The organism is Streptomyces sp. NPDC055955 (assembly GCF_042270245.1).
In the GTDB taxonomy this organism is placed as follows: domain Bacteria; phylum Actinomycetota; class Actinomycetes; order Streptomycetales; family Streptomycetaceae; genus Streptomyces.
Genome location: NZ_JBHJYS010000011.1, coordinates 103,699 through 128,015 on the forward strand (window position 1 = coordinate 103,699; position 24,317 = coordinate 128,015).

The 24,317-nt window shown below is 71.8% G+C and carries 18 protein-coding genes, 1 tRNA gene and 1 pseudogene; 9 read left to right on the plus strand and 11 right to left on the minus strand.

What is annotated here, in order from left to right; genetic code table 11:
* Positions 1–15: 15 nt before the first annotated feature.
* The 7 genes from ACFC96_RS22780 to ACFC96_RS22810 form a co-directional block, all read right to left on the minus strand.
* On the minus strand, positions 16–699 hold the full coding sequence (locus ACFC96_RS22780; RefSeq protein ID WP_376613846.1) for a 4'-phosphopantetheinyl transferase family protein: 684 nt from the start codon (positions 697–699) through the stop codon (positions 16–18).
* A 236-nt stretch (positions 700–935) separates the two neighbouring features.
* Positions 936–1,760, minus strand: a complete 825-nt coding sequence (locus ACFC96_RS22785; RefSeq protein ID WP_266670659.1) for an AfsR/SARP family transcriptional regulator — start codon at positions 1,758–1,760, stop codon at positions 936–938.
* A gap of 29 nt (positions 1,761–1,789) precedes the next feature.
* On the minus strand, positions 1,790–2,623 hold the full coding sequence (locus ACFC96_RS22790; RefSeq protein WP_376613848.1) for a UbiA family prenyltransferase: 834 nt from the start codon (positions 2,621–2,623) through the stop codon (positions 1,790–1,792).
* Positions 2,624–2,839: 216 nt separating this feature from the next.
* Positions 2,840–3,544, minus strand: coding sequence for a response regulator (locus ACFC96_RS22795; RefSeq protein ID WP_376256298.1), 705 nt, complete (start codon positions 3,542–3,544; stop codon positions 2,840–2,842).
* Positions 3,507–4,643: a sensor histidine kinase gene (locus tag ACFC96_RS22800; RefSeq protein WP_376256296.1), complete on the minus strand. Its 1,137-nt coding sequence runs from the start codon at positions 4,641–4,643 to the stop codon at positions 3,507–3,509. Before ACFC96_RS22800 ends, ACFC96_RS22795 begins: the two co-directional genes overlap by 38 nt.
* Positions 4,644–4,847: 204 nt before the next feature.
* The gene (locus ACFC96_RS22805) at positions 4,848–5,564 is read right to left on the minus strand and encodes a MerR family transcriptional regulator (RefSeq protein ID WP_376613850.1); all 717 of its coding nucleotides are present in this window, start codon (positions 5,562–5,564) and stop codon (positions 4,848–4,850) included.
* Between the two features lie 366 nt (positions 5,565–5,930).
* Positions 5,931–6,003, minus strand: a tRNA-Arg gene (locus ACFC96_RS22810).
* A 278-nt stretch (positions 6,004–6,281) separates the two neighbouring features.
* Between ACFC96_RS22810 and ACFC96_RS22815 the strand changes: the two genes are divergently transcribed.
* The 9 genes and pseudogenes from ACFC96_RS22815 to ACFC96_RS22855 all read left to right on the plus strand — a co-directional run bounded on the left by ACFC96_RS22815 (position 6,282) and on the right by ACFC96_RS22855 (position 16,450).
* Complete coding sequence (locus ACFC96_RS22815) at positions 6,282–7,934, plus strand: dynamin family protein (protein ID WP_376256293.1); 1,653 nt, start codon at positions 6,282–6,284, stop codon at positions 7,932–7,934.
* Positions 7,935–7,939: 5 nt separating this feature from the next.
* Positions 7,940–9,724 (plus strand): GTPase, encoded by a 1,785-nt coding sequence (locus tag ACFC96_RS22820; protein WP_376256830.1) that lies wholly within the window; start codon positions 7,940–7,942, stop codon positions 9,722–9,724.
* Positions 9,725–9,989: 265 nt separating this feature from the next.
* Complete coding sequence (locus ACFC96_RS22825; RefSeq protein WP_376256291.1) at positions 9,990–10,469, plus strand: single-stranded DNA-binding protein; 480 nt, start codon at positions 9,990–9,992, stop codon at positions 10,467–10,469.
* A gap of 322 nt (positions 10,470–10,791) precedes the next feature.
* On the plus strand, positions 10,792–12,207 hold the full coding sequence (locus ACFC96_RS22830; protein WP_376256290.1) for a Cys-Gln thioester bond-forming surface protein: 1,416 nt from the start codon (positions 10,792–10,794) through the stop codon (positions 12,205–12,207).
* 282 nt (positions 12,208–12,489) lie between these two features.
* Positions 12,490–12,810: pseudogene (locus tag ACFC96_RS22835) on the plus strand (UTRA domain-containing protein); the annotation flags it as partial.
* Positions 12,811–12,931: 121 nt separating this feature from the next.
* Positions 12,932–13,444, plus strand: coding sequence for a hypothetical protein (locus tag ACFC96_RS22840; protein ID WP_376613852.1), 513 nt, complete (start codon positions 12,932–12,934; stop codon positions 13,442–13,444).
* 230 nt (positions 13,445–13,674) lie between these two features.
* A complete protein-coding gene (gene ettA / locus ACFC96_RS22845) occupies positions 13,675–15,339 on the plus strand; it encodes an energy-dependent translational throttle protein EttA (protein WP_376256286.1) in 1,665 nt (554 codons plus the stop codon).
* Positions 15,339–15,779 (plus strand): thioesterase family protein, encoded by a 441-nt coding sequence (locus tag ACFC96_RS22850; protein WP_116513659.1) that lies wholly within the window; start codon positions 15,339–15,341, stop codon positions 15,777–15,779. The genes ettA and ACFC96_RS22850 overlap by 1 nt, the downstream gene beginning before the upstream one ends.
* Positions 15,776–16,450 carry a hypothetical protein gene (locus ACFC96_RS22855; RefSeq protein ID WP_376613854.1) on the plus strand — a complete coding sequence of 225 codons (675 nt, stop codon included), beginning with the start codon at positions 15,776–15,778 and terminating at the stop codon, positions 16,448–16,450. Before ACFC96_RS22850 ends, ACFC96_RS22855 begins: the two co-directional genes overlap by 4 nt.
* 84 nt (positions 16,451–16,534) lie before the next feature.
* Here the strand turns inward: ACFC96_RS22855 and ACFC96_RS22860 are convergent, their stop codons facing one another.
* From ACFC96_RS22860 to ACFC96_RS22875, 4 genes are all read right to left on the minus strand, one after another.
* On the minus strand, positions 16,535–17,491 hold the full coding sequence (locus tag ACFC96_RS22860; protein ID WP_376256282.1) for an ABC transporter ATP-binding protein: 957 nt from the start codon (positions 17,489–17,491) through the stop codon (positions 16,535–16,537).
* Between the two features lie 91 nt (positions 17,492–17,582).
* On the minus strand, positions 17,583–20,357 hold the full coding sequence (locus ACFC96_RS22865; protein ID WP_376613856.1) for an FtsX-like permease family protein: 2,775 nt from the start codon (positions 20,355–20,357) through the stop codon (positions 17,583–17,585).
* Position 20,358: 1 nt separating this feature from the next.
* Complete coding sequence (locus tag ACFC96_RS22870) at positions 20,359–23,718, minus strand: FtsX-like permease family protein (RefSeq protein WP_376613857.1); 3,360 nt, start codon at positions 23,716–23,718, stop codon at positions 20,359–20,361.
* Between the two features lie 126 nt (positions 23,719–23,844).
* On the minus strand, positions 23,845–24,249 hold the full coding sequence (locus ACFC96_RS22875) for a globin (protein ID WP_376613859.1): 405 nt from the start codon (positions 24,247–24,249) through the stop codon (positions 23,845–23,847).
* Positions 24,250–24,317 lie beyond the last annotated feature (68 nt).

Consider the following 24,317-nt stretch of genomic DNA (forward strand, 5'->3'; position numbering starts at 1 on the left):
TAGGCACCACCCCCCTTAGGGCCGCCAAGGCACCACGGTCACTCTGGCGTCGGCCCGCCCGCAGGCCACCGAAGCGGCATAGCCGTCGGGCGAGCGCACGCTCCGTACGAACCACTCATGACCAGAGCCCGGCACGCGCGCCGCCCGCCAGGTGCCGAAGACGTGCCCGGTGTAGCGAGGCGGCGTCCGGCTCAGGCCCGTACCCGCGGCCTTCACCAGCGCCTCGGCGCGCGTCCACTGTTCGAAGCCGTGGGTGTTGCGGCCGCCCTGGACGCAGGGGATCCGGCTCCAGTCCATGTCGGCCCTGACCCGCTCGATGTCGACGCCGACGGGTACGTCGGCCGGGTAGCCGACGGCGATGAGCGCGTACGCCGCCGAGTGCGACAGGCTCGCCGACAGTGTGGTCCCGTCGGGCGCGAAGGGCACGGGTTTGCCGTGCGCTTCGTCACCGCAGCGCGCACAGAACCGGCGGAAGCCCACGTCGGCCGGGTCGACCCCGAGCGCCTGCCCGAGCACGGTCCGGTACACGTGGTGGACGGCCAGATACCGCATCCGGTCACCGCCCCGCCGAAAGCGCGCGTAGCGCTCACGCTCGGCGGGGCCGAGAACGCCGTACGCCTCTTCATGGGGAACGGCGGATGCCGCCGCGGCGATGGAAACGGTCCAGACCCGAATGAGCCCGGAACGAACCGAACTCACCGAACTGCCCGCGGAACTGACCACCGAACCGCTGGCCGATCGACTGACCGAACCGCTCGCGGAACTGACCGCCGTACCGTTGGCTGAACGACTGACCGAACCGCCCGCGGAACTGACCACCGAACCGCTGGCCGACCGACTCACCGAACCGCCCGCCGAACCGCCAACTGAGCGACTGACCGAACCGCCCCCGGAACGACTCGCCGCCCCACCCCCCGTACTGACGAAGACACCGCTCACGCCGCAGACCCGCCCGCCAGGATGTGATGCTGAAGCTGCCGCAGGTCCTCGGAGGGCTCCAGCCCCAGCTCCTCGGCCAGCACGGCCCGTACGTCATGGAAGGCGCGCAGCGCGTCCCCGCGGCGCCCGCACCGGTGCAGCGCGTCGATGAGGCGCGCGTGGAGCCACTCGTTGAGGGGGTCGACGGCGACCAGGCGGCGCAGCTCGGGCACGAGCTCGCGATGGCGGCCGAGCCCCATGGCGGCCTCGATGCGCAACTCCTGGGCACGCACGCGCAGTTCCTCGATGCGCGCGGCATGCCCGGCGAGTACGCGGCCGTGGCCGACATCGGACAGCGTCCGTCCACGCCACAGCCCGAGCGCGGTGTCCAGGCGTTCCAGAGCCTTCTCGCGGCGCCCGGCACGCAGCTCGGCGCGCCCCTGCCCGTACAGGCGGGTGAAGTTCTCCAGGTCGAGACGGCCCGGCGCGGTGCGGAGCGAGTACCCGGTGGCTTCGGTGGAGATGACGTCGCGGACGGCGCCGGCGCCGAGCTCGCGCTCCAGCTCCTGGCGCAGGTGGTAGATGTGCGTGCGCACCGTGCTGACGGCGGTGGGCGGCGGCGCCCCGTCCCAGAGCTCCTCGACGAGCGTGTCCACCTCGACGATGTCGTGGGCGCGCACGGCGAGGAGCGCGAGCAGCTTGCGCACCTTGGGTCCGCGTGGCCGGTGTGTCACGCCGCCACCGACGGCCTCCAGCGGGCCGAGGATGCGGAAGCCGACGCTCCCGTCGGGTTCCGAGGCCGTGACGCCCGGTATTCGGAAGCGGGCCTGGGTGTCGCGCATCGTGGGTCCCCCGTTTCTGTCGGAACTGCTCATGCGATGGGCTGGGCGAAGGTGACGAGATGCGCCGCGTACTGGGTGACCATGAAGATCCGGTACGGCAGCCGGCGCCGGGCGCGTGAGTCGTCGCGGCGGGCGGTCAGCGCGGCGGCGCTCAGCGCGAGCGCCCCGCACAGGACCACGCAGGCGGGCGCGAGCAGCCCGTACGTGGCCGTGGCCACGGCGCACACGAGGAGCGCGGCGCCGATCCCCAAGGCGCTCAGCGACACGATGAGCGCGGTGACGGCGCGGCCCCAGACGACGGTCCAGTTGCGGCGGCCGTGCTTGGCGTCGCCCTCGGCGTCGGAGAAGTCCTTGGCCACCGCCCCGACCATGCCCATCCACAGGCACATGGCGGCCGAGAAGGCGAGCAGCGCGGGGGACAGGGGCGCGGCGCCGCTCAGGGCGCCCGCGGTGTAGGCGAGGGCGCCGCTGGCCACGACGACGGCGATGGTGCCGGGGGTGCGGCTCTTGAGGGCGAGGCCGGGCGCGGAGTACGCGTATCCGAGCAGCAGCATGCCGGCGGTGACCAGGAACATCAGCGGGCCGAGCACGGCGCCGCCGGTGAGGGCGAGGGCGGCGAGCACCCGCGCGGTGGTGCGGGCGAAGCGGACGGGCAGGGCGCCTCGTGCGATGGGCCGCGCGGAGCCGTTGGCCCGGTCCTCGTGGATATCCGTGACACCGTTGTAGAGATAGGTGAATGCGACGGAACAGAACCAGACGGCCGCGCCGAGAACGAGTGACGGCCGAATGGTGAGGTGGGACACGTAAGAAGCGGTTCCGGCCGTGCCGGCCACCAGGAAGCGCAGCAGAAAGATGACCTGCACGGCATACCTGGATTCCTGTGCGCACAGAGCCAGGAGGCGGAACTTCCCCAGGACACCGGCCGATTTTCCGGATCGCGGAGTCGTGGTGGGTATCAGGGTTTTCGCAGGCGTCGCTATCGACATACCTGCGAATCTAATCCGAGTGAGGGAGAGGTGACAGACTCTCCATGGGCCACGGGGATACTCCCTAAGGTGTATCCCCGTGACTCAACCTGCCTAGGGGTGGGGTGATTTCGCGTCACGTCCCGGACCTTGCGGTCTTCTGATCAGTTGCGCGTCCACCGCTTTGTTCACGGCATCGATACGTGATACGGCGTGGAGTTTCTCGAAGATGTTGCGCAGATGCCGCTTCACGGTGCCTTCGGTAATCCGCAGCCGGGTGGCGATCTGGCGATTACTCAGGGCGGCCGCCGCCTGTGTGAGCACTTCCCGTTCCCTGGGGGAAAGGGTCTGCTGCGGCTCGCTGAATCCGGATTCTGGAATTCCGCTGCGGGGCACGGCGATCGTCACATGCGGATCGCGTGCCGCCGTGTTCCGGATCGCCGACAGGAGCGACTCGCGCGGCACGCTCTTGTGCAGATAGCCGCGCGCGCCCCGGGCGAGCAGCTCCTGCACCAGCTGTGCGTCGTTGTACATCGTCAGCATCAGCACGTGCAGGTCCGGGAAGCGCCCTGTCAGCTCGCTGACGACGCTGGGCGCGTGGTGGTCGGGCATCTCCACGTCGAGCAGCACGACCTGCGCGCCCGTGCGCTCCACCAGGTCGCCCAGGCCCTGCGAGGTGTCGACGTCCGCCACGACGCGCAGGTCGTCCTCCGCGTCGAGCAGCTGACACAGGGCGGTGCGCAGCAGGGAGTGGTCGTCGACGGCGATGATGCGGATCGGCTCAGCCGTGCCGTGCCGTCCTTCGTCCGTCGTCTGCATGTTCCTCCTCGTCCAGGGGGACGGACAGCTCGATGGCCGTGCCGTGCCCGGGGGCACTGTTGATGGTGAGCCGGCCGGCCAGGAGCTGGGCCCTCTCGGTCAGCGACGCGAGCCCGTTCCCCTCCCGCTGCCCCGGTACGAAACCGATGCCGTCGTCGTGCACGGACGCCCGGACGTGACGCGCGTCGACCTTGACGTCGATGGTGACGCGGGAGGCCGAGGCGTGGGCCAGCGCGTTGCGCAGGCACTCGCGGAGCATGATGAACAGGTCGTCGCTGACGCCGCGGGGCAGCAGGTCGTCGGGGTCGTCGACATGGATCTCCACCACGGGTTCGTCGATCGCCATGGCGCTGACGAACGCGGACAGGGCGAGCTGGAGCGAGCGGCAGGTGTCCGACCTGGTGCGCAGCTCGGTGACGATGTCCCGGGTGGTGTAGAGCGTCTCCAGGATCGCCTGCTTGAGGCTGCCGAGCCGGGCGTCCGACGAGGCGGCGTGCTGCGTGAGTTCGTAGAGCTCGAGCTGGCGCAGGGCGAGGCTGGCGGTGCTGCCGATCCGGTCGTGGATCTCGCGCGCCATGCCGTGCCGGCCCTGCTGCGCGGCGTCGCGCACGATGTCGAGCAGGAAGAGGTCGTATCCGCTGGACCCTTCCTCGAGGCGCCGCGTGATCGCGGACTGCAGAATGGGCGGCACCTTCATCAGGTAATGCTCGGAGCCGGGCCGGTCCGCGGAGATCCGTCCCAAGAACTCCATGGTGACCTGGAAGAACATGGATCCCGCGCGGACCGAGTAGACCGGCGGAATTCCCTGTGAGATCCGGGCCCCGCCGAGTCGCCGGGTCTTCTTCATGAGCTGGGGATTGAGTGGCGCTTCGGTGCCGTACCGCAAAGCGTGCACGCATTCCCCGAGAATGTGCTGGGCCTGCTCGCGGCAGGATGTCCAGGCTTCCTGATCCATGCCGAGCGGATTGTTCTGCTCGAGCAGAGCGCGCCGATAGGCGTCGAGCAGTTCCGCTTCCAGTGCCTGTAATTCCGCAGCGAGCGTCGCGCCTTCAGGATCCGGAGTCTCCCCCTGGATTTCCTGCGGCGATGCGTCGTGCACGTTTCCTTCCCCCCGTCGATACCCGTCGCCGCTTCCAGGTCCGGACTACGTTGTCAAGAGGGAAGACGGTTCGAAGATCGGATTGAGCATGCCTCGTGCCGCGACGGGGTGTCAAGCGACAACCGGGTTACCCGGCCGTATAGGCACGGCCTTCAACTACCTGTATTTTCCGGCCTGCCGACAAGGCAATCAAAGGCGCCGCCGTCAGCTCTCGCGGGCGGTATCCATGGCTTCGTCACGAGCGGAACGCGCAGTTTCCCGTCCCGTCACGTCGGTCGGCACGCCACGGGGCGTATCGCCTGTTTCGGCCAACTTCTGGGCCGAGCACGAGAAATGTTCATGAATCAGCCGGCGCAGAGCGGAAAGCGCGACGTCGCCGAGTACGGTGCCGGACACCATGCTCGCCGCGGCACTCTCGGGGTCGGGTTGCCGGCGCAGCAACTGCACCTCGATGTCGACGACCCGTTCGAGCGCCTCCGCGTACGTTTCCAGGAGCCGCGGCAGATCGCGCTGTTCCAGCCATTCGCAGGTGACCAGGACCTGGGTGAGCGTCTGCCAGGCCGGATTGTCCGGGCTGACCTGCCACGACCGCTGCTCGGCGAGCGCCGTGGTCCGCTCCCTGGCGCGCTCCCACTCCTGGTCCTGCGACACGGACCCGCGCGCGGGCAGCGCGTACTGGACCGCGCCGAGCAGTTCGTGCAGCGGCGGCGAGGTGTCGATCCGCCCGACGATCTGCCGGATCGCCGAGGGGGAGAGCCCGCCGACATCGAGCAGCGTCCGCACGAGCGCCACGCGCCGGACGTGGGACTCGTCGTACTCCTGGGACTCGTCCAGAGCCGGCAGGAGGTCCATGCGCAGATAGAACCTGAGCATGCGGTCGGGGACGCCGGTCCGGCGGCTCAGATCGGAGAGCTGCGGCACGTCTCACTCACCTTCGGGCCAACTCGGCTGAACAGCCGTCTACTTCGGGGTGTACGGGCGGATCCGTGCGGAATGGCGCGGGGAATCAGCGGGACCATATGCAGCATCGGAACACGGGCACAAGACGGCCCGAGCGAACTCGATGACCACTACAACCAAGGAAGTACCCACGCTGTGCCCTGCGACCGGACCGATCGCCGCTCGGGCGTGTCGGGGGTGGTACCGGCGGGGGTGGCCGCCGGATCTGCCGGTGCGGCCGCCGGTGTGCATCGCTTACGCCACCGCTACGGCCGGGTCGCTAGCGTCCGAGGAACCCCATGAAAAAAGCCCTCCCTGAGGAGGGCCGGCAACCCGGAAACAATGAGGCGCCCCCGGCAGGACTCGAACCTGCGGCCAAGCGCTTAGAAGGCGCCTGCTCTATCCACTGAGCTACGGGGGCCGGTGTGTGGGCCAGTGGCTCGGGACGGATGTGGGGGAGATCCGTGACCTTGCCGGGATCAAGGATAGGGCTCCCGGATCCCTGTCCTTGCTGCTTCGCCTCCGTGGCACGATGTGGAGTTTCGGTGAAGCGGTCCTGATAATCGCAGGCGGGTACGAATCCTGCACCGCTTTTGGCGTCTCGCGCCCCGGGTGTTGTGCACTCGTTATGCCTGCGCCCCAGTCGTCCCTTCCGTCCCATGGACCGGATGGGCCGCATCGGCGCGCAGAGACGTCCATATGCTTCAGAAAGACGCCAAAATTGGGCATTCTTCGCATGTGGTGACCTTGGACGTTCGGCCTCAGCTGCTCGACGCACTCTCCGCGCTGCGCGACCGTGTCGCCGCCGCGCGCTTCCCCCTCCCTCTCCCGGGGGCGCCGCGTGCGCGGGCCAACCGGGCGGAGCTCCTCGCGCAGCTCGACGACTACCTCGTGCCCCGGCTGAGAGACCCCGAAGCTCCCTTGCTCGCCGTGATCGGAGGGTCGACCGGCGCCGGGAAGTCGACCCTCGTCAATTCCCTGGTCGGGCGGAAGGTCAGCGAGGCCGGGGTGCTGCGGCCCACGACCCGCACCCCCGTCCTCGTCTGCCACCCGGAGGACCACCGCTGGTTCTCCGGGACCCGCGTCCTGCCCGACCTCACCCGCGTATGGACGCCGCGGCGGCCCGACGACACCGAGCTCGGCGCCTCCGCCCCCGCCGACGACGGCGAAGACGTCCTGCGCGTCGAGACCTCCGGCAGCCTGCCCCGCGGACTCGCCCTCCTCGACGCGCCCGACGTCGACTCCCTCGTCGCCCACAACCGCCTGCTCGCCGCCCGGCTCATCAGCGCCGCCGACGTCTGGATCATGGTCACCACCGCCTCCCGCTACGCCGACGCCGTGCCCTGGCACCTGCTGCGCAGCGCCAAGGAGAACAACGCGACCCTCGTCACCGTCCTCGACCGCGTGCCCCACCAGATGGTCGCCGAGGTCTCCCGCCAGTACGGGGCCCTGCTCGCCAAGGCCGGACTCGGCGACGTGCCGCGCTTCACCGTGCCCGAACTGCCCGAGTCCACCGGCGGCGGCGGCCTCCTGCCGGCCTCCGCCGTCGCCCCCCTGCGCGCCTGGCTCACCCACCGTGTGCAGGAACCCACCGCCCGCTGCACGGCCATCGCCCGCACCGCCGACGGTGTCATCGACTCGCTCCGGGTCCGCACCCCCGAGCTCGCCGGCGCCGTCGCCTCCCAGTACGCCGCCGCCCTGCGCCTCACCGCCACCGTCGACGAGACGTACGCGAGAGAGGAAGCGCGCGTGCGCACCCGGCTCCAGAGCGGTGGCGTGCTCGCCGGGGACGCCCTCAAACGGTGGCGCAGCTACCCCCTCGACTGCGCGCCCGCCGAGCTCCTCGACGCGCTCACCGAGAGCCTCGGCGCGCTCCTCCTGTGTGCCGTCACCGCCGCCGACGAACGCATCGACGAGGCCTGGCGCCGCGACCCCGCGGGCGCGGCGGACGGACTCGCCGCCCGCGACCCCGACCTGGAGACCGCGGAACACCGCATCGGCATGGCCGTACGCCGCTGGCGCCGCATGCTCGAGGAGTACGCCGAGGAACAGGTACGCACCCTGGACATCACCCCGCCGCCCGACACCGAGCTCGTCGCCGCCCTCCTCGCCACCGCCCTCCTCGGCGGGAACCGCGCCCGCAGCGCGGGCGAGAGCCTCGCCGAACGCATCGGCGCCCAAGGGGCCCTGCGCCTGCGTGACCGGGGCGGGCGGCTGCTCACCGACTACCTGGACAAGGTGCTCGCCGTGGAGCGCGAACGCAGGCTCGCGCCGCTCGACGCACTCGACGTGCACCCCGAGTCCCAGGCAGAACTGATCGCCGCGCTGTCCGTACTGCAGAAGGAGAGGTGACCGCGGTGACCGCCGTCACGGACCACACCGACCACGCCGAGCACGCCGACGGGACGGAACCGGCCGGGCGGGTGGATCCGCCCGGGGACGACGCGGACGGCTTCGTCGGCGGCGCCTGGGACGACGGGCTCATCGCCCGCCGCGTCGCGGACTCCGGCGTCTTCGACGTGGACGTACCCGAGCAGTACGCCCACGGCGACGAACGTCAGGGCGCCGACGCGGAACTCGTCGCACGCCTCGACGCGCTGCGTGAACTGGTCGCGCTCTCCCGGGCCCGCGTCGACGGCGAGGCCCTCGCCGAGGCGGGCCAGGTGCTCGACCAGGCGGCCGCCCGGCGCCGGCTCTCCCACCGGCACACCGTCGTCGCCATCGCGGGCGCCACCGGCAGCGGCAAGTCGACCCTCTTCAACGCCCTCGCGGGCGTGCCCCTGTCCGAGACGGGACTGCGCAGGCCCACCACCTCCGCGCCCATCGCGTGCAGCTGGACGGACGGCGCCGCGGGACTCCTCGACCGGCTCGGGATCCCCGGCCGGCTGCGCCGCCGCCCGCTCCAGGGGCAGGGCCCCCAGGGCGTGAGCGCGCCACTCAAGGGGCTCGTCCTGGTGGACCTGCCCGACCACGACTCGGCGGCCGTCGCGCACCGTGAGCAGGTCGACCGGATCCTTGAGCTCGTCGACGCCGTCATCTGGGTCGTCGACCCCGAGAAGTACGCCGACGCGATGCTGCACGAGCGCTATCTGCGGCCCCTGGCCGGCCACGCCGAGGTCAGCTTCGTCGTCCTCAACCAGGTGGACCGGCTGCCCGGCGAGGCCGCCGACCTCGTACTCGACGATCTGCGGCGCCTTCTCGACGAGGACGGGATCGCGCTCGGCGAGCACGGTGAACCGGGCGCGACCGTGCTCTCCCTGTCCGCGCTCACCGGTGACGGTGTCGATGAACTGCGCGAGTGCCTGGACCAGTTCACCCGGGAGCAGGGCGCCGCCGCCCGCCGGATCGCGGCCGACATCGACGCGGCGGCGCTGCGGCTGCGGCCCGTCTACGCGACCGGGCGCAAGAGCGGGCTCAGCGAGGACGCCCGCGAGGAGTTCACCGACCGGCTCGCCGACGCCGTGGGCGCCGAGGCCGCGGGACAGGCGGCCGAACGCGCCTGGCGCCGCAACGCCAACAAGGCGTGCGGCACCCCCTGGCTGCGGCTCTGGCGCTGGTACGAGGGCCGGCGCAGCCCGAGCACCACACTGACGGTCAGGCCCGTGCCCTCCGACGAGGAGGCGACGGCGCGCCAGCGCGTGGAGCACGCGGTGCGCATCGTGGGCGAGCGGGCGTCGACGGGACTGCCGGGGCCCTGGGGGCAGGCGGTGCGGGAGGCGGCGACGCGGGGAGCGGAGGGGCTTCCGGAGGCGCTCGACGACCTGGCGGTCTCGGCGGGGTCGCCGCCGACTCGGCTGCCGAGGCCCGGCTGGTGGCCGGTCGCGGTCCTCGCCCAGATCTCCATGACGATCGTTCAGGTCATCGGCGGGCTCTGGCTGTTGGGGCAGATCATCGGTGTCCTCGACCCGAACCTCGGGGTGCCGGTGCTGTTGATGCTGTGCGGCATCGTCGGCGGACCGTGCGTGGAGTGGGCGTGCCGGATGGCGGCGAAGGGGCCGGCGCGGCGCTACGGACTCGACGCGGAACGGCGCCTGCGGGAGGCCGCGGCGGGGTGCGGCCGGGCCCGGGTCCTCGATCCGGTGGCCGCCGAGCTGCTGCGGTACCGGGAGGTCAGGGAGCAGTACGCGAAGGTGGCGGGGTGAGGGGCGGACTCCCGTCGGGGTGAGGGCGGACTCCCGTCGGGGCGAGGCGCGGGCTCCGGGTGGGGTGAGGTGCGGTCCTCCCGCCGTGCCCCGGCCGGGTGGCGGGGTTTTCCACAACCGGCCGGTAGAACACAGGCTTCAGCGGGCTCGTCCCGGCACAGGCACTCTGAGATCGCGGACCCGGAACCGACCGGGAAGGCGGTACGGACGAGGCCGTGCGGGACGGGCCCGCACGCGTCCGTGCGCAGGGGAGGGGTGGACCGACATGAATGAGACGACGGTGACGGTCGTGGGGAACGTCGCGACGACGCCGGTGTACCGGGAGTTGCCGAAGGGGCCGGTGGCGCGGTTCCGGCTCGCGGCGACCGCCCGGCGCTTCGACCGGGTGCGCAACGAGTGGGTGGACGGGCACACGAATTTCTTCACGGTGTGGGCGTGGGGCGCGCTCGGCACGAACGTGCAGGGCTCGCTCTCCATCGGTGAACCGGTGCTGGTCCAGGGGAGGTTGAGGGTGCGGGACGAGGAGCGGGGCGGGCAGCACTGGACGTCGGCGGACATCCAGGCGTCGGCCGTCGGACACGATCTGTCGCGCGGGACGACCGCGTTCCGGCGTGCCCGGCAGGGGCAGCCGGGACGCCAACCGGACGGCGACGAACCGTCGTTCGAGATCGAGCCGCAAGCAGAGGGCGAACCCAAGGAGCGGGCCGAACCCGGCGAACAGCGAGAACCGGCCGCCGTCGGCTGAAACAGGCCGCCGAGCGCTCGGGTCGAGGCACGTGGCGAATGCGGCCCGAAGTGCGGCTTATCGGTGAATGAACACCGGTTCCATGCCGTTGATTTGTCGATAAGCCAGGGTCGTAATCATTAGTTGCGATAACGATTCCGATTCGGATCGCTCTGGCACCGCTCTGACCTGGGGACTGTGGTGCGCGGTTTCCTTAGGATGCCGGGCGTAGCCCACGGGGCCATTGTTTCGGGTGTCTGCTCAAGCGTCCGATTCACACATCGTTCTGTCGGCGGGACGTCACCCCCCTCGTGCCAATGTCTCCCGCCTGAAGGGGAATTCTGTGTTCTCTGCGGTATCTGTGTTGTCGGCGGTCACCCCACGCGGGCGGGGCGCCGCCCGCCTCGCCGCGGCGGCCCTGGTGTCCGGACTCGTGGCCACCGCCGCGATATCCGGCGCCGGCGCGGCCTCTGCGGACGAGGTCCCTCAGCAGCAGGGCGGCGCGACCGCCACGATCGGCGGGCTCAAGACCTACGGCCAGGCCGTCATCCACGACCACGGCCAGGACCAGCCCGTCTCCGCCGGACTCTTCGAGATGTCCGTCGACAACGGCGGCACGCTGCAGACGTACTGCATCGACATCCACAACCCGACCCAGCGGGACGCCAAGTACCAGGAGACCCCCTGGAGCGGCACCTCGCTGAACGGGAACGCGGACGCGGGCAAGATCCGCTGGATCCTGCAGAACTCCTACCCCCAGGTCAACGACCTCGCCGAGCTGGCCCGCAAGGCCGGTGCCGGCAGCCTCACGCAGAAGGACGCGGCGGCCGGCACCCAGGTCGCCATCTGGCGCTACTCGGACGGCGCGGACGTGGACGCGGTCAGCCCGGCCGCCGAGAAGCTCGCCGACTACCTGCACAAGAGCGCCCAGCCCCTCGCCGAGCCGAAGGCCTCGCTGAACCTGGAGCCCTCCGCCGTCTCCGGCCGCGCCGGTGACCGGCTCGGTCCCGTCACGGTCCGTACGAACGCCGACAGCGTGAGCGTGACGCCGCCCGCCGACGCGGCCGCCAGTGGGGTCAAGGTCGTCGACAAGGACGGCAAGCCCGTGACCTCCGCCGTCGACGGCGGGCAGCTGTTCTTCGACGTCCCCGCGGACGCCGCCGACGGCACGGCCGCGCTGACGGTGCAGGCGTCGACGACCGTGCCGGTCGGCCGGGCCTTCGCCTCCGACACCCGCAGCCAGACGCAGATCCTCGCCGGTTCCAGCGAGTCCACGGTCTCCGCGACCGCCACGGCGAACTGGGCCAAGAAGGGCGCGGCCCCCGCGCTGTCGGCCCAGAAGAACTGCGCCAAGGGCGGCGTGGACATCACGGCGACCAACAAGGGCGACGAGGCGTTCACCTTCAAGCTGATGGGCATCGAGCACACCATCGCGGCCGGTGCCTCGCAGACGGTGACCATCCCGTTGCAGGAGGACCAGGCGTACGACTTCACGATCAAGGGTCCGAACGGCTTCGAGAAGCGCTTCAAGGGCGTCCTCGACTGCAAGACCGAGAGCACCACGGGCGGCGGTGAGCAGCCGTCGTCGCAGCCCAGCCCGGCTTCCGTGGGCGGCACCGGCACCCAGGCCGGCGACCTCGCCGAGACCGGCAGCTCGAACGCCACCCCGATGATCGCGGGCATCGCCATCGCCCTCGTGGTGATCGGCGGCGGAGCGGTCTTCCTGGTCCGCAAGAAGAAGACCCCGACCCAGGACTGACCCCCACCACGCCTGACGCCGGCCCCGGTCCGCCTTCACGGCGGCCGGGGCCGCATGCGTTCTCGGCCGCACCCGGAGCGTCGCCAAGAGCAGCAGAATTCGACGGCCCGGCACGTTTCCGTAGCCCGGCGCCAAGCCCGCCGAACGGGCGAAAAGTGCCGCAGCCGCGCCAGGCGCCCTGCCTCGAAGCGGAGGCTCCCCTAGGGTTCCCGTGCTCTTTGATCACCTGTGGTCTCAAACATCCGATGCCGTTCGTCCGGAGTTGGGGGCCTTCATATGTAGCTGTCCACGAGTGGGGAGCCGTACGACCTCACCTCGGGGACGCTCGTCGTTCTCCCTCAAGGTGGGCCCCATGCCGGTGTGGGAGTCGTGAACTGGATGGCGCAGATCGGCGTCACCGTGAGCCATGCCGTCGAGCAGCCGGAGCCGAGGCGGGCGAGCGCAGAGGAAGTCTCACTTCTCGGTATCCAGAAGTCCGCTCTGGTGACCCACATCCGGCGGACGTACTACAGCGACCAAGGGCGGCCAGTAGAGACGGCTGACATCGTCGTGCCTGCCGCCCTGTGCGAGATCGTTTACGAGATTCCGGTCAACCCTCACTAGGGTCCGAAGCAGCGTCGGCGTGACTGAGTTCCGCGGCTGGCTTTTTGAGCCCTGAGCGGGCACCAAGGTCCGGGGTGAAATGGGGGATGGCTGTGAGCCATCCACGGGGGAGGCGGGGGCCATGGCGGCGGACAGTGAACGGGAGCGCTGGGAGTGGGCGCCCGAGGTCGGTGTGGGGCCCTTGCGGTTCGGGATGAGTTCGGCCGACGTCGCAGTCGCGCTCGGGGTCTCCGCCCCGCAGGAACAGGTAGGCGGCCCGTACGAGCAGGAGAACTTCGCCGACGGGGTGAAGGTCTTCTACTGCGAGGGCAGGCTGGCGTGCGTGGCGTTGGACGCGGTCCTCGGCCCTCAGGCCTTCCTCGCAGGCCGGGCGCTGGACGGCCATGACCCCGAGCAGGCGCACCAGCTTCTCCTGGACCACGCTGACGAGCACGGGAACTGCTTGCTGTACACGTCCGATGACTCCCTCGCTCTGACTGATCTTGGGCTGCTTCTGAGGGCTCAGCGGGTTGGGGAAGCGCTTTTGTCGCGACCGCTCTTCGTGATCGAGGAGTGGTTGGAATCGGAGTGGTACCGCGACCGCCTCCCGCTGGAAGGAGCCCCGGTCGTGCACGTATGGAACCAGCTCACGTAAGGCCCACACCTGTTTCCGCTGCGACGTCTCCGGCGATCCTGGGCCGTCCCTGGGCCGTGCGACGTTGCCCGAGGGTGACCAATGGCGACCAACAGTGACGGCTCTGCTGTGACGGACTGGGGTCGAACGCCCAGTTCAGGGCCTCAGGCGCATACGGGTTTCCATCCAGGGATGGACGTCAGGCAAGATGGGGTGTATCTGCCCACACATCGATTGCCGGACGGTTTCTCTTGGCTGAGTTCATCTACACCATGCGCAAGACGCGCAAGGCGCACGGCGACAAGGTGATTCTGGATGACGTCACCCTGAACTTCCTGCCCGGCGCGAAGATCGGTGTCGTGGGTCCCAACGGCGCCGGTAAGTCCACGGTGCTGAAGATCATGGCGGGCCTCGAGCAGCCGTCGAACGGCGAGGCCTACCTCTCGCCCGGGTTCAGCGTCGGCATCCTCATGCAGGAGCCGCAGCTCGACGAGTCGAAGACGGTCCTGGAGAACGTGCAGGACGGCGCCGCCGACACCATGAAGAAGCTCCACCGCTTCAACGAGGTCGCCGAGCTCATGGCGACCGACTACTCGGACGCCCTTCTCGAGGAGATGGGCAAGCTCCAGGAGGACCTGGACCACGCCAACGCGTGGGACCTGGACGCGCAGCTCGAGCAGGCCATGGACGCCCTGGGCTGCCCGCCCGCCGACTGGCCCGTCAACAACCTCTCCGGTGGCGAGAAGCGCCGCGTCGCGCTGTGCAAGCTCCTCATCGAGGCCCCCGACCTGCTGCTCCTCGACGAGCCCACCAACCACCTCGACGCCGAGTCGGTGAACTGGCTGGAGCAGCACCTGTCGAAGTACGCGGGCGCCGTGGTCGCCGTGACCCACGACCGCTACTTCCTCAACAACGTCGCCGAGTGGATCCTCGAGCTGGACCGCGGCCGCGCGCTCCCCTACGAGGGCAACTACTCGACGTACCTCGACAAGAAGGCCGCGCGCCTCAAGGTCGAGGGCCGCAAGGACGAGAAGCGCGCCAAGCGGCTCAAGGAAGAGCTCGAGTGGGTGCGGTCCAACGCCAAGGGGCGCCAGACCAAGTCCAAGGCCCGTCTCGCCCGTTACGAGGAGATGGCCGCCGAGGCGGACAAGATGCGGAAGCTGGACTTCGAGGAGATCCAGATCCCGCCGGGCCCGCGCCTGGGCAGCATCGTCGTCGAGGTCCAGAACCTCTCCAAGGCCTTCGGCGACAAGGTCCTCATCGACGACCTGTCGTTCACGCTGCCGCGCAACGGCATCGTCGGCGTCATCGGTCCGAACGGCGCGGGCAAGACCACGCTGTTCAAGATGATCCAGGGCCTCGAGACGCCGGACAACGGCTCGATCAAGGTCGGCGACACGGTCAAGATCTCCTACGTCGACCAGAGCCGCGCCAACATCGACGCGAAGAAGACCCTCTGGGCCGTCGTGTCGGACGAGCTCGACTACATCAACGTCGGCCAGGTCGAGATGCCGTCGCGCGCGTACGTCAGCGCCTTCGGCTTCAAGGGCCCGGACCAGCAGAAGCCGGCCGGCGTCCTGTCCGGCGGTGAGCGCAACCGCCTCAACCTCGCCCTGACGCTCAAGGAGGGCGGCAACCTGCTGCTCCTCGACGAGCCGACGAACGACCTCGACGTCGAGACCCTGTCGTCGCTGGAGAACGCGCTGCTCGAGTTCCCAGGTGCGGCCGTGGTCATCTCCCACGACCGCTGGTTCCTGGACCGGGTCGCCACGCACATCCTCGCCTACGAGGGTGACTCCAAGTGGTACTGGTTCGAGGGCAACTTCGAGTCGTACGAGAAGAACAAGATCGAGCGCCTCGGCGCGGACGCCGCGCGTCCGCACCGCGCCACGTACAAGAAGCTGACGCGAGGCTGATCGTGCGTCATATCTACGCCTGTCCCCTGCGCTGGTCGGACATGGATGCCTTCGGGCATGTCAACAACGCTGTCTTCGTGCGGTACTTGGAAGAAGCGCGGATCGACTTCATGTTCCAGCTGGCGCCCGGGGACGGGTCGCCGTCGTTCTCCGGCGGGTCCGTCGTGGCCCGCCACGAGATCGACTACGTACGCCCGCTGGTGCACCGGCACACGCCGGTCACCATCGAGTCGTGGGTGACGAAGATCGGCGCCGCGTCGCTCACGATCGCGTACGAGATCAAGGACGAGGACCAGGTCTACGTGCGGGCCTCGACCGTGGTCGTGCCGTTCAACCTGGAGGCGCAGCGGCCCCGGCGGATCACCGCCGAGGAGAAGGCGTACCTCCAGGAGTACATGGACGACAGTGCCGACAGCGGCTCGGGGGCGCTGGCCGCATGACGGCACCCGTGCTGCACTTCGCCGACGCCGGGGAAGGGGCGGATCTCGCCGCCTTCCTCGGCCGGCTGGTGCACTACGACCGGGCCGCCGCGGTGCGGCTCCAGGCGGGCGGACAGGCGCTGGCCGTCTTCGGGCGGCCGCCGTCCTTCGAGGTGCTCGCGATCCGTACGGCCCGCCTCCTGAAGCCGTACGAGTACGGGCTGGACAGCTCGCTCGACGTGACCGTGTCGGCCGGTGAGCTGCTCGAGTCGATCGACGAGGCCGCCGGGACCGCGCGGGTGCCCGCCGCGGTGACCGGACCTCCGTGGGCCGGCGTCCTGCCCCCGCGCGGCGGCTGGGAGCTGGTTCCCGGCTTCCCCGGCGTGGACGTCGTGCGCGGGCTGGTACGGACCGCTGTCGCCGAGTTCAAGGCGCGGGTCGAGGAGTTGGCTCCCGACGCGCGCACCCGCGCCGAACTGGACCGGATCGGGCGCGAGATCTGGTCGCGGACCATCGGCGACACCGGGGTTCCGGTGCGCGCCGTCCACGCGGCGCAGTCGCTCGGCTTCCTGCGCGGGGACGCGCTCGACCTGCTGAGCAGCGGCGCGTGGCTGCGGCTGCGCACGGCCTACGGCTCCGTGGCGCTGCGGCGCAGCAACGGGCTCTCCGGTCTCTCCGTCACGCCCGCCTGACCGGACGGCAGGCACCCGGCTGACCGGACGGCAGGCACCCGGCTGACGGATCGGCCCGGCTGACGGATCGGCCCGGCTCGGGGATCAGCCCGGCTCGGTGTCGTCCGGCCACACCCCGATGTGGTCCTCCTCCAGCTCCAGGAGCACCCTGTCCCGCATTCCCAGCGCCCGCGTGTGGTCCGCGGGGAGCTGGAGCCGGCCCGCGCGGTCGAGCATCGCGTACTCCCGTGAGATCAGGGACTCCTGGCCCGTCGTCGCGTCGACCTCCGTGCGGCGCAGGACCTCCGTCGAGGTGCGGCCGTCGCGGATGGCGACCGTGCGGCGGACCTCGGAGGCGACGGTCTGGTCGTGCGTGACGATCACGATGGTCGTGCCCAGCTCCTCGTTCGCCGTGCGGAACGCGGCGAAGATCTGCTCGCCCGTGTGGGAGTCCAGTTCGCCGGTCGGCTCGTCGGCGAGCAGGACCGACGGTTCGTTGGCGAGCGCCACGGCGATGGCGACGCGCTGCTGCTGGCCGCCCGACAGCGCCTGCGGGCGCCGGTCGCGGCAGTCGCCGACCCCCAGCAGGTCGAGGAGTTCCACGGCCCGCCGGGACTTGTGCGCGCGCTTGGTGCCGCCCTTCAACTGCATCGGGAGCGCCACGTTCTGAGCCGCTGTCAGGTAGGGGAGCAGATTGCGGGCCGTCTGCTGCCAGACGAAGCCGACGATGTCCCTGCGGTAGCGCAGACGTTCCTTCGCGCCCATCGCGAGCAGGTCGCAGCCCGCGACCTTCGCCGCGCCCGCCGTCGGCTCGTCGAGCCCCGCGAGGATGTTCATCAGCGTCGACTTGCCGCTGCCCGACGCGCCGACCAGAGCCATCAACTCGCCCTCGCGCACCAGGAGATCGAGCCCCTGGAGCGCCTGCACCTCGACGCCGTCCGTGGAGAAGATCCGCACCAGCCGGTCGCAGGTGATCAGGGCGTCATGGCCGTACGCGGGCTGCTCGCGGCGGTCCGCGGCGCGCCGTTCGAGATCGGCGAGGGTGGGGTCGGTGGTGGTCATGGTGTCTCTCCCGGTGTCCCTTCGGCCCTCGCCGCTGACGTTGCCGATCCTGTCGGTGTGGTGACGTCGTACGCCTGCTGTCGCCTTCGGTTCATGACGCTTCCCCCGCCCTCAGCTCCCGGACGAATCCCCGCCGCCCGGTCCACCAGGCCTGCCCGGCGGCCACGGCCGTGGCGAGCAGGACGACGCACAGCGCGGGCAGCAGGAGCGACAGGGCGTCGGTGCGCAGCTGCGCCACGGGGCCCCCGTCACCGGCCGTCGCCAGGGCCAGACCCGTCAGGTCGACGCCCGGTGAGAGGAGCCGGATCGCCGCCCACCCCGTGAGGGCGCCGCCCGCCGCGGCGAGCGCGGCCTGGGGGAGCGCTTCGAGGACGAGGAGGCGGCGGGCCTGGCGGCGGGTGAGGCCCATGGTGCGCAGGCGTGCGAGGAGCGCGGTGCGTTCGGGGGCGGCGCGTGCGAGCGCGAGGAGCAGGGTGAGGGCCGCGTACCCCGCGCCGGTGAGGACGGCCGCCGAGTAGACGCGGGCGGCGCCGGTCTGGAGGGGGGAGTCGACGTACCGGGCGCGTTCGGTGGCGCGCAGCCGCACCGACACCTTGGAGCCCGCGGCCTTGCGCAGGGCGGGTCCGTCGATGTGGTCGCCGGTGACGAGGAGGGAGCTGGGGAGGTAACGGGACGCGATGTCCTCGTTGGCCTTCTCGCCGATGCCGACCCGGCGGGCCAGGGCCGCCCTGTCGAGCACGAGGAAGTCGTCGGACAGGGCGGGTGTCGTGGTACGGACCTCGGAGATGCGCAGCACGACGTCCTCGCCGTCCAGCCACAGAGAGAACGGTCCGGTCCCGAAGACGTCCCGCATCGAGGGGGAGGCCAGCACGGGAAGCGGCGACGCGGGGGTGCCGGCCTGCGCGGCGTCCGTCGTCAGCGCGCCGGCGGGGAACGGCCCGAGGTCCGTACGGGCGGCCAGACGCGCGTACGACGCCGTGTTCACGACCGCGAGCGGCACCTTGCGCTTGCCGTCCTTCGGCTCGGCGTCGTACCGCAGCGTCAGCGGGGACACGTCCCGCACCCCGGGCATCTTCCGGACCTGCCCGGCGAGCGCGGCGGGCAGCGCGGAGCCGGACTCGACGCGGGCGTCCGCGCCGGTCGCGAGAACCGCCGCCCGGTCCCGCTCGTGGCCGATGCCCGCGAGGACCGAACCGCCGAACGCGGCCGTCGTCAGGGCCGTGAGCAGCGCGAGCAGGGGGAGTACGGCTGTACCGGCACCGGCGCTCGCGCGGCCCGTCCGCGCGAGCGACAGATAGCCGACGACGCCGCGCAGCCGCCCGGCGGGGCGGGCCAGCCAGCGCAGCGGCAGCGGGTAGACGCGGACCAGGACGAACGCGGCGACGACACCGACCAGGACCGGCGCGAGCGCGACGAGGCTGTCCCCGCCGTCGGACGTGCCCCGGCGGCGCAGCGCCACGATGGACGCGACCGCCAGCACGAGCAGGGTGAGTTCGGCGACGGTGCGGCGGCGTGAGGGCCGGGCGTGGGCGAGGTCGTCGCGCGCGCCGCCCACGTGGACGCGGTGATGCGCGGCGACGGCGCGCAGGGGCAGGGCGAGGCAGGTGAGCAGGACGACCGCGGCGGCCGCGAACACGGCGGGCTGCCAGCGGCCGTGCCGGATCACGAGCAGCGCGAGCGCGAGACCGGCCGTGCCCGCGGGCACGGCGACGACGGCCGTCTCGGCGAGCAGCCGCCCGGCGAGCCCGCGCACCGAGCCGCCGCGCGAGCGCAGGACGGTGAACTCGGCGCGGCGCCGCTCGGCGGCCAGGCCGCCCGCCATCAGGAGCACGATGCAGGCGACCGTGCCCGTGCCGTACGCGGCGACGGAGACGACCGGGCCGATACGGGACCGCAGGTCCTGGTAGCCGGTGACGAACTCGCCGAGGCCGGTGGCGACCTCGGTCTCGCCGCCCGTGGCCCGGCGCACCGCGAGCAGGCCCGGGCCGTCCTTCGTATAGGCGAGGGCGGACTTGAGGGCGGGCATGGTGCGTGAGTCGAGGGCACCCAGGTCGGGCGCGAGCTGCCAGAACTGCTCGGGGTCGCCGGCCGTGCCGATCAGCGCGGGCGCCGCGTCGGGCGGGAGGAGGATCCCGCCGACCCAGAAATTCGAGGGAGGCATCGTCTCGGTCTGACGCAGCGACGGTGCGGCGAGGACCGGGTTGGCCGCCCAGTACGAGGCTTCGGGATCCCTCGCCTTCACGACACCGGTGATGCGCACGGACACGTAGCCCTTCATCAGGGCGGGCACGTGGATCACCGAACCGGGCTCGATGTGCAGCGCCTTGGCGGTCGCGGTCGTCACCGCGCCCTCCACCTCGGGCGTCTCCCAGGTGACCTTGCCCGCGCGCGGCAGCCGACCCGCCGCGACCGTGCTGTGCCGGGCGAGGCCGCTCTGCGCGGAGAGCGTGAACTGGGCGGGCAGCCCGTCGGGCCGCGGCAGCCACCTGTCGGTGGTCGCCGCCAGCTGCACCGTGGTGCGCAGCCCGTACGAGGACTGCGCCTCGTCCACGGCGAGCGGCGCGCGCAGGGAGCCGACGATCTTGTCGTACGCGGCGCGCAGGGACTTGGTGCGCATCATCTCGTCCCGCGCGTCCGCCTCCTGTTCGATGCCGGGTTGTGCGGTGGTGAGGTCGAGGACGGTGCGCTGGGGTGACGCGGCCGAGACCGCGTGGCGCAGGCCCGCGTCCTCGTAGTCCTGGACGGCGCGCGGGAAGACGGCGGCCAGGCACGACGTGAGGGCGACCAGGAGGGCGAGCGCGCAGGCGGCGCCGGGCGCGGCGCGCAGGCGGGTGCGCACCCAGGGGGCGACGGTCGGTGGCGTCATGTCACTCACTCCCCTGGCGGCGCAGTGTGATGGCGGCGTCCGGCGGTCGGCGCAGGGCGATGCCCGCGGTGATCAGGACGGGCGTCACGGCGACGCCCGCGAGGAGCGACAGGACCTGCCCCCACGGCAGTTCGACCAGGACCCGGGGCATCGGCTGGGCGGCCTGCCCGGTCAGTACGACGAGCGGCACCACGGCTCTCGTGAGGAACGAGCCCAGGGCCAGCCCCACCAGGAGGGCGAGCGCGACCAGGATGCCCTGCTCGGCGGCGACGAGACGGGCGAGCTGGCGCCGGGGCGCGCCGAGCGCCCGCAGGATCGCGAACTCGCTGCCGCGTTCGCGCATCGAGCCCGCCGTGTTCACGGCGAACCCGACGGCGGCGAGGAGGGCGGCGGCGACGGCGGCCGCGGCGAGCGCCGACTGCGGTCCCGCGCCGAGCGGGTCGTCACGCAGCGACTCGGCGATCTCGGACCGCACGACGACCTGCGCCGGGTCGGCGTCGGGGCGGGCGCGCAGCGCGGCGGCGGCCTCGGCACTGCGGCCGGGCTCGGTGCTCAGCCACCACTCGTCGGGCAGGACGGTGTCCTTGTGCCGGTCGGCGAGCGCCCGGTTCAAGGTGGGCAGATCGAGCAACAGGGCGCCCCCGTCGGCGGACTGGGGGCCGGTGGCCGTCCCGGCCGTGGTGTCGGCCCCGGCCTCGGGTCCCGTGGTGGGCAGGGCGCGCACGCTCGCGGAGATCCGCACCTTGACGGGCGAGCCGTCGACGGGCACGGCGACCGTGGATCCGACCCGCGCTCCGGAGGAGCTCAGGAAGCGGTCGGTGGCCACGGCGGTGACCTCCTCGACCACGGGGCGCTTCGCGGTGAGCCGGACGCTCATGCTGGTCGGCGATCCGAACGGGACGGCCGCCGGATTCAGCCGCCCGGTGTCGAACCCGACGGACACGCCGCCGCCCGACGCACGCCCGACCACGGGGGCGCTGGGCCGGCTGTCGCGGATGTCTTCCCCGCCGCCCCGCACGAACGCCCGCCACCGCGTCCCCGGCTTCAGCGACTGCTGCGCCCCGGCCGCGTTCACGGCGCGCAGTCCCTCGAACGTCAGACGGTGCTTCACCGTCTCGGTGACGGACTGGTTGATGTCGAGGGCCAGGCCGGTGAGGGTCAGCGGGGTCGCGGGCCGGTCGGATGAGGAGGAGCCTTCCCCGCCGAGGTCCATCGTGAGCCGGTGCGCGCGCCCGTCGGCGGGCAGGTCGTCCAGGAACACCTGGTACGGGACGCCGTAGCGGTCCTCGACCGTCGCGGTGACGGTGCCCCGCACATCGGACGGTGAGGCTTCGTGCGGACGGGCGGGCGTGCTCAGGCGCAGCGTGAGGGAGGCGCCGACCGCGTCGGCGGGCAGCACGACGCCGGGCGAGCGGCCGTCGCCGCCGGGGCGCAGCGACGACAGCAGCTGCGACGGTGACTTCGCGGACAGGTCGTCCCGCAGCATCAAGCGGTCCGTGGCGTGCGCCGAGTCGAGAGCGAGGAGCGTCGCCTCGCGGCTTCCGGGCAGGGGCATCGTCGTGCGGAGGGCGGGAGCCGCGTCCCGTACTCCGGGAGCCGCCGCGTAGACCCCGGCCTGGCCGAGTCCGCCGCCCGGCGCGAGGACACGGATGGAGGCGCCCGCCCGGAAGTCCGCCTGGTCCTCCTGCGAGCGGTTCCAGGACGCGCCCTGCCCGATCGCCAACATGCCCATGGCGACGGCGAGTACGAGGAGCAGGACGGGGCCCGCGCCGCGCAGCGGGCGGCGGCTGAGCTGCCAGCCCGCGAGCGCCGACGGCAGCCCGCGCCCCCCGGCCGCGCGCCGCTCCGCGAGCTTCGCGGCCGGCGGCAGCAGCCGCAGCGTCAGGACGGTACCGGCGAGCAGGGCCAGGGCGGGGGCCGTGACGAGGAGCGGGTCGATGCCGAGGGTGCCCGAGGCGTTGCTGCTGAGCGTGCCCGAACCGGACGTCTGCCGGTCCAGCTGCCAGTACGCCACGGCCGCGATGACCAGGAGTCCGACGTCGGCGCCCGCCCGCAGCGGGGCGGGCAGGGCCTTGGCCCGAGCGCGTTCGGGGCCGGCGGCACTCAGCGAGGGCACCGTCACGGCGAGCGCGCAGCCCACCGCGACCGCCACGGCGACGAGCCACACCCCGCGGTCGGCGCTCACGTCGAGCCGCAGCCCGATCCGCGACAGGGCACCCCAGGAGGACAGCAGCCGGACCAGCGGGCCCGCGAGGAGCGGCGCGCACACGGCGGCGGGCAGCGCGAGCAGCGACGCCTCGACGGCCGCGAGCGAGGTCACCCGGGCCCGCGAACCGCCGCGCGCCCGCAGCATCCATGTCTCGCCCGCCCGGTCCGTGCTCAGCAGCCGGGCGACCAGCAGCAGCGTGTACGTGGCGAGCAGGACGAGCTGGAGCGCGACGATGAGGAGGGTGGAGCGGGAGACGAGCAGGGCGCGCTCCGCCCGGTCGAGCGTCTCCGGCAGCGAGGTGGTCACCCCGGTCGTGCCCGCGAGCGCCTTCTCGTGCAGGAGCGCCCTGGTGCCTGCGCGGGCGCTGGTGCTCAGCGTGTCGATGTCCGACGTCGTCACCGACGAGAAGTCCGCCGACGCCAGCCAGGCCGACTTCCCGGCGGAGACCCGGCCGGCCGCGAGGTCGGCGGGGGCGGCGAGCAGCGGCCCGTACGTCGTGAAGGAGATCTTCTGGATGCCGCGGCCGCCGAGGTCGTCGAGCGTCCAGTAGGGGGCGGTCGGCCGGACGGGCCGGTACACGCCGGTGAGCACGACCGACACCGTGGGGCCGCCGATGCGGTCCTTCAGGGTGAGCCGGTCGCCGGGGCGCAGCTTCAGCCGCTGGGCGGCGATCTCGGGGAGCGCCGCCTCGACGGGCGCCTTCGCCCCCTGTGACGCCTTGGATCCTTGTGCCGCCCTGGGCGCGCGGCCCTTCGTGATGCGGACCTCGCCGCGCTCCAGCGCCGCGAACTGGGTCAGGTCGGGGTTCCCGGAGCGGGCGGCGGGCGACTGGAGGGAGCGCGGCAGTGCGTACGGGCCCGACCTCATCAGTGTCCGCACCCGCACCGGCAGACCGTCGAAGGTGTCCCGCGCCCCGGACCGGACCGCCGCGTCCGCCGCCTCGCGGCCCTCGGCCGGCACATCGGCCTTGACCGTCAGCGCCGTGGTCGCCGCGTCGCGGGTGAGCAGACTGTTGCGCAGGGAGGCGTCACCGATCGCGCCCGAGAAGGCGCTGAGCATCGCGAGAACCGACGTCGTCAGCAGGACCGCGAGCAGCGCAGCCGTCAGGAGCAACCGGTGCGCGCGCACCCGAAGGAGAACAAATCCTGACACCCCTGCCCCCGTACCCGCTCTACGCCGCACATCCCCCGAAAGTCTGTCCGGATGCTTTCAGAGCGAACGGAGTTGGGGAAGGGGTTTGAACCGGATACCGGGGGCGGCGCGTCGGATAACGGCGTCTCAGCCCTCCGTGTTCACCATCGAGGCCGCGGCGTACGTCAGGTAGTTCCAGAGCGTGTGCTCGTGCTCCTCGGACAGGCCGAGCTCGTCGACCGCGGTCCGCATGTGCCGCAGCCACGCGTCGTGCGCCGCACGGTCCACGGCGAACGGCGCGTGCCGCATCCGCAGGCGAGGGTGGCCCCGGTTGTCGCTGTAGGTGCGGGGGCCGCCCCAGTACTGCATCAGGAACAGGGTGAGGCGCTCCTCGGCCGGACCCAGATCCTCCTCCGGGTACATCGGCCGCAGCAGCGGGTCCTGGGCGACGCCCTCGTAGAAGCGGCGGACCAGGCGCCGGAAGGTCTCCTCGCCGCCGACCTGCTCGTAGAAGGTCTGCTCCTGAAGCGTGCCGCGCGGAATCTCGGTCACGTCGGTGGGCCTCACAACTCTCGCTCGGGTCACCCCGATGCCTTTCCGGCCGGGGGTCCGGGGTCGTC